The sequence below is a fragment of the Vibrio sp. PNB23_22_6 genome, from assembly GCF_052877535.1.
This window is the reverse complement of the sequence record NZ_JBNFXP010000010.1, coordinates 68,124-83,312: the sequence shown is the minus strand read 5'-3', so window position 1 is coordinate 83,312 and position 15,189 is coordinate 68,124. Positions and strand designations below refer to the sequence as shown.

Below are 15,189 nucleotides of genomic sequence, written 5' to 3'. Positions count from 1 at the left end.
GAGATCTTAGATCGATGAGCAATGAGGTCATGAGTGAAACCCATCATCATTACTGGCGGACCGGGAGCCGGAAAAACCACACTTGTTAAGGCTCTGTCTGAATTTGGTTATGCCACTTTTGAAGAAGCGTCTCGTCGGTTAATTGCCGAGCAAAGTCGTATTCCTAATGGAGTGCTCCCTTGGACGAATTTGCCGGCGTTCGCTAAGTTATGTCTTGCATTGATGAGGAAGCAATAACATCAGGCTTTGTGTCATGAGATTGCTTTTGTTGATCGCGCGATCCCAGATATCGCCGCATACTTGAAAATCGGCGGTTGTAGTGCGGAGAGAGCCTTTGCTGTTGAGGGGATAGGCTACCATCACCTGGTATTTGCCTGCCGACCTGAAGCGGCTATTTATGTGCAGGATGAGGTTCGTCCACACCGTTTTGAGGAAGCACTGCAGATTCATCAGACGTTAGTCGATACTTATGCTGGACAGGGTTACCAAGTGGTCGATGTGCCATGGGGAACGGTAGAAGACAGAGTCGCTTTTATTCGGCGTGCTAGTGGGTTGCTTGGGCGATAAGAAAATGAACCCCTCCTCACGAGGAGGAGGGGGTAGTTAGATATAGTCTGCTTATTTTTGGTTGAGCTTTTGCAGGAACTTGTCTGACTCAGCAATCGCCGCGTTCATCTGTTTGATCGCGTACTGAATGTCTTTCTCTAAGCTAGAAAACTCCCCCTTTAGAGAGCCGATAGCGCTAGCGTTGAGGTTATGTTTTAGGTAAAGGGTATTGTCGCGCAGCGTGTTCAATACTGGCGTCATTTTTTGCTCAGCACGTTTCATTGCACTTAGCATGCTTTTGTAAGACGATTTGGTTTCACGCAGCTTTTGCTCGCTCGAACGGCGCAGCTTTGCGTTGGTGTACAGCTCTAATTCATCTTGCCATTCATCAAACAGAGCATCAGAGACATCTTCAATTGCCGCAATACGATCGCGCACGTCTTGTGCTGCTTTCTCGCTGTCTTCGTACTTATCATTAATATTGTTGTAGACCGATTCTAGCTCACCACCATCGAAGTTGGTAAGAGCGGAAAGTGCTTCAAGCGCGCTGGTAAACTCTTCCTGTGCATCTTGTTGTGACTCTTTGGCATCTTCAACCCGGTCGACCATGATTTCTCGCTTGTGATAGCCCACTTGCTCCATCGCTGAGTAATAAGCGGACTGACATCCTGTCAAAGTGAAAATTGATAGTACAATTGCTAATAAATAAGGCATTCTTATGTCCTCGACGCTAATTTATGAGATGAACTATGAACCAGTTATCAGAGAGTTACAAGGTGAGATTGATCAAGCTCGTGCCGGGGAGCGTCGCATTTGTTAAATATTTGCTTAAGCGCATGACACATGATCGCGTGAATGTGAATGCCGGCTATCTTGCTTATATCACTCTGTTGTCTATTGTACCGATGTTGACCGTTCTATTATCGATACTGTCTCAATTCCCGGTATTTGAAAACGTTGGTGATGTGCTTCAAGGCTATATCATCGACAACTTTGTCCCTGCATCAGGAGACGCAGTAAGAACGGCGCTACAAGAGTTTGTCGCGAATACCGGTAAGATGACGGCGGTTGGCGGTGCGTTTTTGTTTGTCGCGGCGTTAATGCTGATCTCCAATATTGATAAGAACTTAAACTATATCTGGCGAGTAAAAGATAAGCGTCGACCAGTTTTTTCATTCTCAATGTACTGGATGGTGCTTACGTTAGGGCCTATTTTGGTGGGGGCCAGTATTGCGGCGACGTCGTATGTGACATCGTTAAAAATTATCGACAATGAAACGCTTACAGGAGCCTATAACGTGTTCTTGCGTTGGCTACCATTTCTGTTGTCTTTCTTTGCTTTTATGGGCCTGTACTTACTTGTTCCGAATAAGAAAGTATACCTGTCCCATGGTATCGTTGGGGCGGCCATTGCGGCGTTATTGTTTGAGTTGAGTAAGAAGGGGTTTGCTTTTTACATTACTCAATTCCCATCTTATCAGCTCATTTACGGTGCATTAGCGGCCATTCCGATCCTATTTGTTTGGGTGTATTTGTGCTGGTTGATTGTACTGATTGGCGCAGAAGTCACGGCTGCACTTGGTGAAAGAGAGCACTGGAGTGATAACTTAGAAATGATACACTCGACCGCTGAATCTCAATTAACAAATGAAGGAAGCGAGAGTCGTGATAGCGCTAATCCAACGAGTCAGTGAAGCGGCCGTTCGAGTCGATGGTGAGGTAGTCGGTGCGATCGACCAAGGCCTACTTGTCCTACTTGGTGTCGAGAAGGATGATGATGAAGCAAAAGCAAAACGTTTGATGGATCGTGTAACTACTTACCGTGTGTTTGAAGACGATGAAGGAAAAATGAACCTGAACGTCAAGCAAGTGAGCGGTAAGGTTTTGGTGGTGTCGCAGTTTACGTTACCAGCGGACACCAAAAAAGGCACTCGCGCGGGGTTCTCTCGTGGTGCACACCCTGCCGATGCAGAACGTCTGTATGACTATTTTTCTGATCTGTGTGAGCAAGAGTTGCCAACGCAGCGAGGCCGATTTGCGGCTGATATGAAGGTGTCTCTGGTAAATGATGGCCCAGTGACGTTTTGGCTGCAGGTTTAATTGCACTCGAAAAACCAATGTGCCCTAGCAACCATAACATCATGGTCTAAGCTTTAAGCCCAAGTGAATTGAATTTGCTTGGGTATTTCTCCTAAGACTTTCATTTGATTTGTACTTTCAAGGATTGATATGTTCAAACTTATAACGCCAAAAACAGAAAATCAGCTTAATAAGTACTATCAGTTTCGTTGGCAGATGCTGCGAGAGCCTTGGCAGATGCCGGTCGGTTCGGAGCGCGATGAATTTGATGCGATGAGCCACCACCGGATGATTGTCGATGGTCGTGGCCGCCCGATGGCGATTGGGCGTTTGTACATCACCCCAGATAACGATGGTCAGATCCGTTATATGGCAGTGAAAAACAATCGTCGTAGTAAGGGGGTGGGCTCCTTGGTGTTGGTGGCATTAGAATCTTTGGCCCGTCAGGAGGGAGCAAAGCGCCTGGTGTGTAATGCGCGCGAAGACGCGATCGCTTTCTATGAAAAGAGTGGCTTTGAACGTCGAGGTGAACTGACCGATGAACGAGGTCCAGTTCGTCACCAGCAAATGGTGAAGCCGCTCGATCCAATGGCGGAGGTATTGCGTCGTCCTGATTGGTGTATGGAGTTGCAACAACGTTGGGAAGAGCAGATCCCAATTAGTGACAAAATGGGCATCAAAATCAATCAGTATACAGGCTATCAGTTTGAGTGCAGTGCGCAGCTCAATCCAAATTTGAATCCGCATAACACCTTATTTGCGGGATCTGCTTTCACCTTAGCGACATTGACTGGCTGGGGGATGACATGGCTGTTGATGAAAGAACGTGGTTTACATGGCGATATCGTTTTAGCCGACAGTTCGATTCGATATCGTCACCCAGTGGAGCAAAATCCCGTCGCTAGCACGTCACTTGATGGTATCAGTGGTGATTTGGATCGCTTAGCATCTGGGCGTAAAGCTCGCATTGTTATTCATGTGGTGATTTACAGTGGGGATGTGCCAGCCGTCGATTTTGTTGGCACTTACATGCTACTGCCTAACTACTCGAAATTACTCCGCTGTTAGTGTTTGTTCTGTTGCGTTTTCTTTGTCACCTGAGGCAGATTGATCTTCGGAAATAGAGGGCTTAACTGGCTCATTTTCTTCGATAATTTCTTCGGGGAACTCCTCTCTCGGTTCCTCTATAGTCGGTTTATCGAAGACATTGTGCTTTGCGGGTTCACTTGTCATTTGGACCGCTTCCGCTTGAACTTGCGCCACTTCCTTCTGTTGCTTGGGGTTACTTACACATTCGTTTATCTCCACTTCTTTACTGAGTACGTCACCTCTGATGGCCCCGCATACGTCATTTAGCGTATATACAATGCCACTCAGTGGATTATTTGCCATATCAAACTCGCCCGATATTTTGCCAGTTATGCTTTTGCCAGAGAGGGCAATAGGCTGGATGGAGACCTCGCCACGCTGAGCATCTAAACGAAGTGGGCTCAATATGACGGCTTTGAGTGAATGGTCAGCTTGTGATTTCAAGGTGGTGTCACGCAAGTTGGCCTCAACATGGCCCGTTAAGCTATAGGCAAGCATATTGCGATCGCCAACCAAGCCTTGCAAATCTAGGCTCAGGTCGGAGAAACCATTTAGTGCCAGTGCCTTTGGCAAATATGGGTGGAATAGTTGCAATGGGATGCCATCGGCATTGAGATTGAGCGTCCACGGTTGGCTAGGGGGGCTTAATTCTACTTGGCCAAAGCCTTCAATATAGCCTTGTTCAAGCGGTGCAAATAAGCGAGTGAGCTGCCACTGACCGTTGTCACTTTGCATTGAAAGCGCCGCATGAGAGGACAGTACTTGGCCATAGCTGGCATTGACGACGCTGGCATCGAGTTTTCCATGCCACATCCCCCAGTGTCCGTGGCGATGTTTCACTTCAAGTTGGTCGCCTTCCAAATTCAAACCAGAAAGCTGCCAGTAAGGTTGTTTAGATAATTGGATGACTTGGCTGCGTTCAATCTCTAATTGCTTAATATCGACTTGGTGGAGTTTTTTTGTGGCGGTTTGCCACCAATCGGTCTTATCTTCAGGTTGAATTGCCCACTTCAAGCCACTGATGGTAGCGTTGCTGATTTGCCAATGGTGTGGCTCGAAGTGGCCTGATACTCGTACTGCGCCTTGCTGCCAATCTAAGCTCAGTTCTTGCAGCCGGATCTCGCCCGGTTTGAGTTGGGCATTCAGTCTAGGTTCTACCGCAGTTTGTTGTTGAAAATGCACGCTGTCTGCTTGCAGAGAAAGTTGAGCGGTTGTATTCCATAGTGAGAGCGGCAGAGTGGCATTTTCTAGTGACAATTCTAGGTTTTTCCAGTGCCAATCACCGTACTCGATATCGGCATTGAGCAGATCGAGACTATTGATATGAGTGATCGTAATTGGCAGTTCTTGCCAAGGCTTAGCGAGCAAGGATTGCAGTTGTAGGTTGTTGATATTCAGCTTATCTACGGTCACATTCACCAGTGACCAACCTTGTGGGTATTGCTCGCCTTGGCCTGAAACTTCGCTGCCGCGCCAGTTAAACGATGCACCATAGAGCGTGCTGTCTTGCGCTCTGTAGTCTACGTCCAGTAGGAGCTTATTAAACGCTTCTCCATTCCAATACCATTGTTCGGCAGAAAGTTGGATCTCTCCATATGGTATTTGCTGAGTGTCGCTTGACCAAGTTGGTTCCTGGATTTGTATGTTCACCCCATTGATGCTGAATGCATCATCGGCGTAGTCGAGGTTCTTCAAGGCAATTTGGTGGAAGTAAACCGTGGCTAGGTTTGGCAGAGTTGGCATCCCTTGCTGAAGATCTAGACCATCGATCAGCAAACTATCGAAAATCCATTGTCCATCTCGACGAATGTCTGGGTTAAGCCATATATCCACTTGATCAATGAACGGCAGGCTTTCTTGCTTGAACGCAATTCTGTTGAGGGTGAGATGGTATGGGAACTCGTACTGAACGTTATCTGCTTGCAGTGGTAGGTCGACCAGATCCGAAATCAGATGCCATGTTTGGCGAGAATAGGAGGTGGTCAGCATGGTTACAAAGGCCGCTGGAATTGCAATGGCGAGTATGAGTATAAAAAGTAGAATCCGACCTGCTGTTTTCATCCGACTAAAGCCTGTACGTAATGTGGAGTAAGTCGCGAGTCGTTGACTTACTTAGATAGGCTTAAGCTTGTATCAATCTTGGGTGGGATTCAATAAAAAGCCCCTCAAAATAGGGGCTTGACGATGGTTTTTGTAGCTAAGTCACGAAGACGTAGATCGTGGTTTAGTCGAGTTGAGGACCAGCAGTCACCAATGACTTACCTTCTGCGTTGTCAGTGTATTTATCAAAGTTATTGATGAAACGCTCTGCTAAATCTTTCGCTTTGCTTTCCCACTGTAGTGGGTCAACGTAGGTATCACGAGGATCAAGGATGCTTGGATCCACACCTGGTAGTGAAGTTGGCACTTCTAGGTTGAAGATTGGAATGTGCTTCGTTTGTGCGTTTTCAATTGAACCATCAAGGATGGCATCAATGATGCCGCGTGTATCTTGGATAGAGATACGTTTGCCACTACCATTCCAGCCCGTGTTCACCAGGTAAGCTTCTGCACCTGCCGCTTCCATGCGTTTCACCAGTACTTCTGCGTACTTAGTTGGGTGTAGCGTTAGGAACGCTGCGCCGAAACAGGCAGAGAAGGTTGGTGTTGGCTCTGTAATACCACGCTCTGTACCTGCTAGTTTGGCCGTAAAGCCTGATAGGAAGTGGTACTTAGTTTGCTCAGGTGTTAGTTTAGACACGGGAGGAAGTACGCCAAATGCGTCTGCCGATAGGAAGATCACTTTGTTTGCATGACCGCCTTTCGATACTGGCTTCACGATGTTGTCGATGTGATGCAATGGGTAAGACACGCGAGTGTTCTCTGTCTTAGAACCGTCATCAAAGTCGATAGAACCATCATTGCGAACCGTCACATTCTCTAGCAGCGCATCGCGACGGATGGCGTTGTAGATATCTGGTTCCGCTTCTTTCGATAGTTTGATGGTCTTCGCGTAACAGCCGCCTTCGAAGTTGAACACGCCGTCATCATCCCAGCCGTGCTCATCATCACCAATCAGTGCACGTTTAGGATCGGTCGATAGGGTAGTTTTACCTGTACCAGATAGACCGAAGAAAATCGCTACGTCGCCTTCTTCACCCATGTTGGCACTACAGTGCATAGATGCGATGTCTTTTAGCGGCAGGAAGTAGTTCATCATCGCGAACATGCCTTTCTTCATCTCGCCGCCGTACCAAGTACCGCCGATCAGTTGCATGCGCTCTGTTAGGTTGAATACCGTGAAGTTTTCAGAGTTAAGACCGTGGTCTTCCCACTTCTCGTTAGTGCATTTCGCACCGTTCATTACCACGAAGTCTGGTTCAAACGTTGCCAACTCTTCTTCTGTTGGACGGATGAACATGTTTTTTACGAAGTGCGCTTGCCATGCGACTTCAGTGATCACTCGAATGCTCAGGCGAGTGTCTGGGTTTGCACCACAATAACCGTCAATCACAAATAGGCGCTTACCAGAAAGCTGGTTGGTCACGAGCGCTTTTAGGTCATTCCATACTGCTTTGTTGATTGGTTTGTTGTCGTTTTTCACTGCATCGGAAGTCCACCACATGTGCTCTTCAGTGGTTTCGTCTTTAACGATGTACTTATCTTTTGGTGAGCGACCAGTAAAGATGCCGGTATCTACGGCTACCGCACCGAGTTCTGTCACCACACCACGTTCATAACCTTCCAGGTCAGGACGGGTTTCTTCCTCGAACAGCATTTCATAGCTCGGGTTACGAATAACCTCTTTGACGTTATGCAGTCCATGCTTGGTTAGATCAAGTGTTGCAGCCTTTGTATGTTCCATAACGGTCATAGGTGCTCCTTATTAGGATTTTGTAGGGATTTTGTAATATTGTTTTTAAATTTATCTACTCACATGCTAGCAACGGGGCGGGGAGAAAACAGGGATATAGGTCAAAAAATACCCACTATTTACATGTGGATTTAGGTGTCCCGTCACATATTGGTTTGAGTAGTTTATCGTGTGCACAATCCATTGCGCCAGAGCAAAGTTATTATTAATCTTTTAAAATTAAGAGGTTGCTTTATTACATGCAAAGCTAGATGTTACGGGGGTTGGGTCACAAAAAGGCCAGCATAGCGCTGGCCTTTTGATAGGTAAATTACAAGCTTGGTAAGCTATGAAAATTAATGTAGCGTTTTGCTCTTTGGCTGAGCTTGTACATATAGCTCGGTGATCTCAGATTCGTCAAATGAATATGACGTGCCGCAGTAATCACAATGTAAAGAAACTGATCCTTCTTCGGCCAAAATGTCATAAATTTCAGACTTTTCTACCGTGATGATGGCTGCGCCACTGCGTTCGCGTGAGCAACCGCAATGGAACTCCACTGGTTGCGGCTCGTACAGGCGAACTTTGTCTTGGTTGTACAGTCGGTATAGCAGCTCATTGGCTTCTAGCGTGAACAACTCTTCATTTTTTACCGTGTCGGTTAGTTGCTCTAAGTGCTCGAAATCTTCAGGTGTGCCTGTACCATCTGGCATGGTTTGAATCATCATACCCGCCGCGTGTGCTTTACCTTCATGCTCGCCAGTGCGGATCCATAGACGCGTTTTTAGCTGCTCTGAGTTTGCGAAGTAACCTTCGATCACTTCTGCTAGCGTGTCACCTTCTAGGCCTACGACACCTTGGTAGCGCTCACCTTTCTTCGGCTCGATAGTGATCACTAGGTAGCCTTTGCCCATCATGTCATGCAGGCTAGCGTCATCAGCAATGTTGCCTTCCCAGCGTGCAACGCCACGGATTTTCTGGTCATGGTCACCATTGATAACCGCGAGAGACACCGGACCATCACCTTGCAGTTGGATGGTGATTGAGCCTTCGAATTTCAAAGTTGCCGTCAAAAGTGTGGTTGAAACGAGTAGCTCACCCAACAGCTTTTGCAATGCTGCCGGATATTCCTTGCTGGAGATAATACGTTGGTATGCTTCATCCAATTGTACCAACTCGCCACGCACTGAAAGGTCTTCGAACAGGTAGCGGTTTAAAACATTATTTGCCATGGAGTGCTTTCCTCGTGGGTAATTCCGGCTTCTATTGGTGTTTGAACTTGATGATGTCACGACGCTGCTTTTTATCTGGGCGGCGCTCGGGACTTGGGTTATGGGCGTTCAGTTTACGTTGCGTCGCCATCTCTTCACGTTGACTGATGCTTGCTTCAGTTTCGCGATAGAGCGTTTGTGCGACAGGTGCACCCATACGTCGGTCGGAGATTTTCTCGATAACCACGGTTTTCTCTTCGTTACCCTGACGAAGGCGGATCTCTGCACCCAGCTCTACGATTTTACTCGGTTTGCTTCGTTGGCCATTATAGTGGACTTTGCCACCATCGACCATATTACGAGCGATAGAGCGGGTTTTATAGAATCGGGCTGCCCAAAGCCATTTATCTAGCCTTACGGCTTCATTTTCGGAACTCATAGAACTCTACACTATCTAATCACTGCACGAATGGTGCAATGACTGGTGGATTATTCACCTATAGATGGTGTTAAGGCGGTTTTTTTTCAAGGGAGTTGGCAAAAACTCAATAAGAAAAAAGGTACAAAATTTAAGTTGTGATATAGTTTGGCGCTCTTTGTTGAGTAGTAATTTTATTGCAAATTTAGCAACGTAGAGTCGTTTTCGCCTATAACAAGGACGGCTGACGTTAGAATAAAGGAATGAGTTCAGTGAAGCGTTTAGAGCTAAGTGCAGGATTATCAAGTAGCCCGCTACTGGCTCAGATCAAGTCCAATCATCGTGCTATTCAAGCAAAACTCAGTTTGTTTTTAACTTGCCTATTTATTGCCATTACTGGGTGGATTCTCGGTAAAGTGGTGTGGTTAGTCATGCCTCAAACGGCGGATGTGGCTCAATGGAAACCGTCAGTCAGCGACGTCTCATTGAACAACCAGCGTGATGTCATCGACTTTAATGCCCTCCAAAGCGCCAATTTATTCGGTCAATACACGGAGCAAAAGCCGGTCGTCATTGAGCAGCCCGTGGTGAAAGATGCGCCGAAAACTCGGTTAAACCTTACCTTGGTTGGGGCAGTGGCAAGTTCCAATGCCAACACGAGCCTAGCCGTTATCGCGAATCGCGGTAAACAAGCGACTTACGGCATTGGTGAAGAGATCGAAGGGACACGAGCGAAATTAAAAGCGGTATTGGTGGATCGTGTGATCATTGATAATCAAGGCCGTGATGAAACTCTGATGCTGCAGGGTATTGAATACAAGAAGTTGTCTGAAACACCTCAGGCGACCCGACCACAAGCAACGAAGTCAGCTGTCTCGTCAACCGTGGGTGATAAGTTAGATCAAATTCGAGCGGAAATCGCACAAGATCCGCAGAGCGTATTTAAGTACATCAACATTTCCCCAGTGAAAAAAGAGGGGGGAATTGTCGGCTATCGCGTCTCACCAGGTCGTGATCCGGCGCTGTTTAATGATGTCGGTCTAAAAGCGGGTGATATTGCGGTGCAATTAAATGGGATCGATTTAAGTGATCCGTCATCTTCAGTACAACTGATGCAGGTGATGAACGATCCGCAAGAGCTGAATTTGACTGTTGAGCGTGATGGCCAGCAGTACGACATCTATATCCAATTGTAATACTTAGGCAATCTGCGTAAGTTCAGGGAGACATACGTGAAACATTGGTTTAGCAAAAGTGCTTGGTTATTGGCAGGGACTCTTCTCTGCGCACCAAGTGCGATGGCGAACGAATACAGTGCCAGCTTTAAAGGCACGGATATTCAAGAATTCATCAACATTGTTGGTCGTAACTTAGAAAAGACCATTATTGTTGACCCCTCAGTACGCGGAAAAATCGACGTACGCAGCTATGACGTATTAAATGAAAAGCAGTACTACAGCTTTTTCCTTAATGTACTCGAAGTGTACGGTTACGCCGTGGTTGAAATGGAAGATGGTATTCTCAAGGTCATCAAAGCCAAAGATGCAAAAACGTCGGCGATTCCTGTGGTGAGCAGTAACGCGGAACCGGGTGATAGCGTCATCACTCGCGTTGTGGCGGTGCGTAACGTTTCGGTGCGTGAGTTATCTCCTTTGCTGCGTCAGCTTATTGATAATGCTGGCGCGGGTAACGTGGTGCACTACGATCCAGCCAACATCATTTTGATCACAGGTCGCGCTGCGGTGGTCAACCGTTTAGCAGAGATCATCAAGCGTGTAGATCAAGCTGGCGACAAAGAAGTGGAACTGGTGGAGTTACGTAATGCTTCTGCTGCGGAAATGGTACGTATCGTTGATGCCTTGAATAAAACCACCAATCAGAAAAGCACACCTGAATTCCTCGAGCCAAAAATTGTGGCTGATGAGCGTACTAACTCGCTGTTGATTTCTGGTGATCCGAAAGTACGTGCTCGCCTGAAACGTTTGATTCGTCAACTTGATGTAGAAATGGCGACCAAAGGCAATAACCGAGTGGTTTACCTCAAGTATGCCAAAGCAGAAGACTTGGTTGACGTGCTTAAAGGCGTTTCTGACAACCTGCAAGCAGAGAAGCAAGCAGGTCAAAATGGTGCATCGAGTACGCAACGCGGTGAAGTCGTGATTGCGGCTCACGAAGCGACCAATTCACTCGTATTAACGGCGCCGCCAGATATCATGATGGCCTTGCAAGACGTGATTGCTCAATTAGACATTCGCCGCGCGCAGGTATTGATTGAGGCACTGATTGTCGAGATGGCTGAAGGCGACGGCGTGAACTTGGGCGTGCAGTGGGGTTCGCTAGAGACAGGCGCGGTGATTCAATATGGCAACACTGGCGCACCGATCGGCCAAGTTATGGTTGGTCTGGAAGAAGCGAAAGACATCACTAAAACAGAAAGTTTCTGGGATAGTGAAAACAATCAGTGGGAAACCCGTGAATACACTGAAGATGGGGATTACTCGACACTCGCCGCTGCACTCGGCGGTGTTAATGGCGCTGCAATGAGCATCGTTATGGGTGACTGGACGGCGCTGATCAGTGCGGTAGCCACCGACTCGAACTCTAACATTCTGTCTTCACCAAGTATTACCGTGATGGACAACGGTGAAGCATCCTTTATCGTCGGTGAAGAAGTCCCCGTGATTACGGGCTCTACGGCGGGCTCAAATAACGATAACCCATTCCAAACCGTTGATCGTAAAGAAGTGGGCATCAAGCTGAAAGTGGTCCCTCAGATCAACGAAGGTGATTCCGTGCAGTTGAACATTGAGCAAGAAGTCTCCAACGTTCTCGGTGCCAACGGCGCTGTTGATGTGCGCTTTGCTAAACGTCAATTGAATACCTCCGTCATGGTGCAAGACGGCCAAATGCTGGTACTTGGCGGCTTGATTGATGAGCGTGCGTTAGAAAGCGAATCGAAAGTGCCACTGCTTGGTGACATTCCCGTGCTTGGCCATTTGTTCAAATCGACCAGCACTCAGGTAGAAAAGAAAAATTTGATGGTGTTCATTAAGCCAACGATTATTCGCGATGGCGTGACGGCCGATGGCATTACGCAACGTAAGTACAACTTTATTCGTGCAGAGCAGCTCTATAAAGCAGACCAAGGTTTGAAGCTAATGGCGGATGACCATATTCCAGTGCTTCCAGAGTTTGGTCACGAACGTAAGTACCCAGCAGAAATTCAAGTATTCATCGACCAAATGGAAGTGAAGTAATGGTGGATATGTTAGACACAGCGCCAAGCTTGCGTCGTCTGCCATTCAGTTTTGCCAATCGCTTTAAACTGGTATTGGAGACGGAGCACCCTGAGCGCCCTCCAATGTTGTATTACGTTGAGCCGCTTAATCCAGCGGCTCTGGTTGAAGTGCGCCGCGTACTCAAACAAAGCTTTATACCTCAGCCTATCGACAAAGAGGCATTTGATAAAAAGCTGACAGAAGCGTATCAACGCGACTCTTCTGAAGCACGTCAGTTGATGGAGGACATTGGTGCGGATAGCGATGACTTCTTCTCTCTGGCGGAAGAGCTGCCACATGATGAGGACTTGTTAGAGTCTGAAGATGACGCGCCAATCATCAAATTGATCAACGCCATGTTGGGTGAAGCGATCAAAGAAGGGGCGTCGGATATCCATATCGAGACATTTGAGAAAACCCTTTCTATTCGTTTCCGTGTCGATGGTGTTCTACGTGAAGTCTTAACCCCAAGCCGTAAGCTGGCACCGTTGCTGGTCTCCCGTGTGAAAGTCATGGCGAAACTGGATATCGCAGAAAAGCGCGTGCCTCAAGATGGTCGTATCTCACTACGTATTGGTGGGCGTGCCGTTGACGTGCGTGTCTCGACCATGCCTTCTTCACACGGCGAGCGTGTGGTAATGCGTCTATTAGACAAAAATGCCACTCGGCTTGATTTGCATAGCCTAGGTATGACGCCATCGGTGCATAGCAGCTTTGCTCACCTGATTCAGCGCCCTCACGGCATCATTTTGGTGACCGGCCCAACCGGTTCTGGTAAATCAACCACGTTGTATGCGGGCTTGCAAGAGATTAACAGCAACGAACGTAACATTCTGACGGTTGAAGACCCGATCGAATTTGATATCGATGGTATTGGTCAGACACAGGTCAATCCAAAAGTGGACATGACTTTCGCCCGTGGTTTGCGTGCGATTTTACGTCAGGACCCGGACGTGGTGATGGTGGGTGAGATCCGTGACTTGGAAACGGCGCAGATTGCCGTTCAAGCCTCGTTGACGGGTCACTTAGTGATGTCGACCCTGCACACCAATACCGCGATTGGTGCGGTTACGCGTCTGCGTGATATGGGTATTGAACCTTTCCTCATTTCATCTTCGCTACTTGGCGTACTTGCGCAACGCTTAGTTCGTACGCTTTGTCGAGACTGTAAAGAGCCTTACGAAGCGGACAAAGAACAGAAGAAATTGTTTGGCATGGCAGAGCATGAGTCTCTGGTTCTGCATCGTGCCAATGGCTGTGAAGCGTGTAACCATAAAGGCTATCGTGGCCGTACTGGTATTCACGAGCTACTGATGATGGATGAGAAAGTGCAAGAACTTATCCATCGCGAAGCGGGTGAACAAGAAATTGAAAAAGCGGTACGTGCGCACACGCCAAGTATTCGCAGCGATGGACTGAGTAAGGTACGTCTTGGTATTACTTCTCTTGAGGAAGTGATGCGCGTAACCAAGGAAGTGTAATGGCGGCATTTGAATACAAAGCGCTGGATGCGAAAGGCAAGCAAAAGAAAGGCACGATTGAAGGGGATAATGCCCGTCAGGTGCGCCAACGCCTAAAAGAGCAGGGAATGATCCCTGTGGAGGTGATGGAAGCCAAAGCAAAAGCCGCTAAGTCTTCAACGACGGTGGGGTTTAAGCGTGGCATCAAGACTGCCGAGCTCGCACTGATCACGCGCCAACTTTCTACGTTAGTACAGTCAGGCATGCCGCTTGAAGAGTGCCTCAAGGCGGTTTCAGAACAAGCAGAGAAGCCGCGTATTCGTTCGATGATTGCTGCTGTTCGCTCCAAGGTCACCGAAGGTTACCCACTGGCTGATAGCTTAGGTGATTACCCGCATGTGTTTGATGAGCTGTATCGTTCAATGGTGGCGGCGGGTGAAAAGTCGGGTCATCTTGATGCGGTTTTGGCGCGTTTGGCCGACTACGTAGAAAACCGTCAGAAGATGCGCTCTAAATTGCTGCAAGCGATGATTTACCCAGTGGTATTGGTGGTCTTTGCTGTGGGCATCGTCTCTTTGCTGCTCTCTTCTGTGGTGCCGAAAATCATCGAACCTATCATTCAAATGGGACAAGAATTACCGCAATCGACCCAAATTCTGCTGGCAGCCAGTGAGTTTGTTCAAGCGTGGGGCTTCATTATCTTTGTCGTGGTAGTGGTGTTTTTTTACGGCCTCAAACTCGCATTGCAAAAACCAAACTTTCGCTTGTCTTGGGATAGAAAAATACTCAGTTTGCCGCTGGTCGGCAAAATTTCAAAAGGACTCAACACGGCACGATTTGCGCGTACCTTGTCTATTTGTACATCAAGCGCGATTCCAATTCTTGAAGGCATGAGAGTGGCGGTGGACGTGATGTCGAACCGTTACGTGAAACAGCAAGTACTCATTGCGGCAGATAACGTACGAGAAGGGGCGAGCTTGCGTAAGGCATTGGATCAGACTCGTCTGTTTCCACCTATGATGCTGCATATGATCGCCAGTGGTGAACAAAGTGGTGAACTGGAAAGCATGTTGACTCGTGCGGCAGATAACCAAGATCAAAACTTTGAATCCACAGTTAATATTGCTTTAGGTATTTTTACGCCCGCATTGATTGCATTGATGGCTGGCCTGGTGCTTTTCATCGTGATGGCGACCTTGATGCCAATGTTGGAAATGAATAACTTGATGAGCGGATAAAATTCGGGTTAAGACGTGTCTATTGATGACATGGCTTG

General features: G+C 47.6%; 12 protein-coding genes and 1 pseudogene. 8 read left to right on the top strand and 5 right to left on the bottom strand.

The genetic code is table 11. The features are described 5' to 3' along the window. Window positions 1-33: 33 nt before the first annotated feature. Window positions 34-567, top strand: a pseudogene (locus tag ACVA54_RS10390) (AAA family ATPase). Between the two features lie 51 nt (window positions 568-618). Here ACVA54_RS10390 and ACVA54_RS10385 read toward each other — a convergent pair. Then, a complete protein-coding gene (locus tag ACVA54_RS10385; protein WP_099079152.1) occupies window positions 619-1,260 on the bottom strand; it encodes a DUF2959 domain-containing protein in 642 nt (213 codons plus the stop codon). A 35-nt stretch (window positions 1,261-1,295) separates the two neighbouring features. Here ACVA54_RS10385 and ACVA54_RS10380 point away from each other — a divergent pair, with 35 nt between their 5' ends. The 3 genes from ACVA54_RS10380 to ACVA54_RS10370 all read left to right on the top strand — a co-directional run bounded on the left by ACVA54_RS10380 (window position 1,296) and on the right by ACVA54_RS10370 (window position 3,693). After that, the gene (locus ACVA54_RS10380; protein WP_446649596.1) at window positions 1,296-2,240 is read left to right on the top strand and encodes a virulence factor BrkB family protein; all 945 of its coding nucleotides are present in this window, start codon (window positions 1,296-1,298) and stop codon (window positions 2,238-2,240) included. Continuing rightward, a complete protein-coding gene (gene dtd, locus ACVA54_RS10375) occupies window positions 2,212-2,646 on the top strand; it encodes a D-aminoacyl-tRNA deacylase (RefSeq protein WP_446640851.1) in 435 nt (144 codons plus the stop codon). Before ACVA54_RS10380 ends, dtd begins: the two co-directional genes overlap by 29 nt. Window positions 2,647-2,775: 129 nt before the next feature. Then, complete coding sequence (locus ACVA54_RS10370) at window positions 2,776-3,693, top strand: bifunctional GNAT family N-acetyltransferase/hotdog fold thioesterase (protein ID WP_099079155.1); 918 nt, start codon at window positions 2,776-2,778, stop codon at window positions 3,691-3,693. Here ACVA54_RS10370 and ACVA54_RS10365 read toward each other — a convergent pair. From ACVA54_RS10365 to hslR, 4 genes are all read right to left on the bottom strand, one after another. Next, on the bottom strand, window positions 3,679-5,775 hold the full coding sequence (locus tag ACVA54_RS10365) for an AsmA family protein (RefSeq protein WP_446649595.1): 2,097 nt from the start codon (window positions 5,773-5,775) through the stop codon (window positions 3,679-3,681). The genes ACVA54_RS10370 and ACVA54_RS10365 overlap by 15 nt on opposite strands. A 163-nt stretch (window positions 5,776-5,938) precedes the next feature. Further along, window positions 5,939-7,567, bottom strand: coding sequence for a phosphoenolpyruvate carboxykinase (ATP) (pckA, locus tag ACVA54_RS10360; RefSeq protein ID WP_099079157.1), 1,629 nt, complete (start codon window positions 7,565-7,567; stop codon window positions 5,939-5,941). 335 nt (window positions 7,568-7,902) lie between these two features. Further along, window positions 7,903-8,778, bottom strand: coding sequence for an Hsp33 family molecular chaperone HslO (gene hslO / locus ACVA54_RS10355; protein ID WP_099079158.1), 876 nt, complete (start codon window positions 8,776-8,778; stop codon window positions 7,903-7,905). A gap of 31 nt (window positions 8,779-8,809) precedes the next feature. Further along, window positions 8,810-9,196: a ribosome-associated heat shock protein Hsp15 gene (gene hslR, locus ACVA54_RS10350; protein ID WP_099079159.1), complete on the bottom strand. Its 387-nt coding sequence runs from the start codon at window positions 9,194-9,196 to the stop codon at window positions 8,810-8,812. A 251-nt stretch (window positions 9,197-9,447) separates the two neighbouring features. On the opposite strand from hslR, the gene gspC reads away from it, so the two are divergent. From gspC to gspF, 4 genes are read left to right on the top strand one after another with little or no spacing between them, the layout of a single operon-like run. Next, complete coding sequence (gene gspC / locus ACVA54_RS10345; protein WP_099079160.1) at window positions 9,448-10,371, top strand: type II secretion system protein GspC; 924 nt, start codon at window positions 9,448-9,450, stop codon at window positions 10,369-10,371. Between the two features lie 36 nt (window positions 10,372-10,407). Then, complete coding sequence (gene gspD, locus ACVA54_RS10340) at window positions 10,408-12,432, top strand: type II secretion system secretin GspD (RefSeq protein ID WP_446649594.1); 2,025 nt, start codon at window positions 10,408-10,410, stop codon at window positions 12,430-12,432. After that, window positions 12,432-13,934: a type II secretion system ATPase GspE gene (gspE, locus tag ACVA54_RS10335; protein ID WP_119464501.1), complete on the top strand. Its 1,503-nt coding sequence runs from the start codon at window positions 12,432-12,434 to the stop codon at window positions 13,932-13,934. Before gspD ends, gspE begins: the two co-directional genes overlap by 1 nt. After that, window positions 13,934-15,151 (top strand): type II secretion system inner membrane protein GspF, encoded by a 1,218-nt coding sequence (gspF, locus tag ACVA54_RS10330; RefSeq protein ID WP_099079163.1) that lies wholly within the window; start codon window positions 13,934-13,936, stop codon window positions 15,149-15,151. Before gspE ends, gspF begins: the two co-directional genes overlap by 1 nt. Window positions 15,152-15,189: the final 38 nt, after the last annotated feature.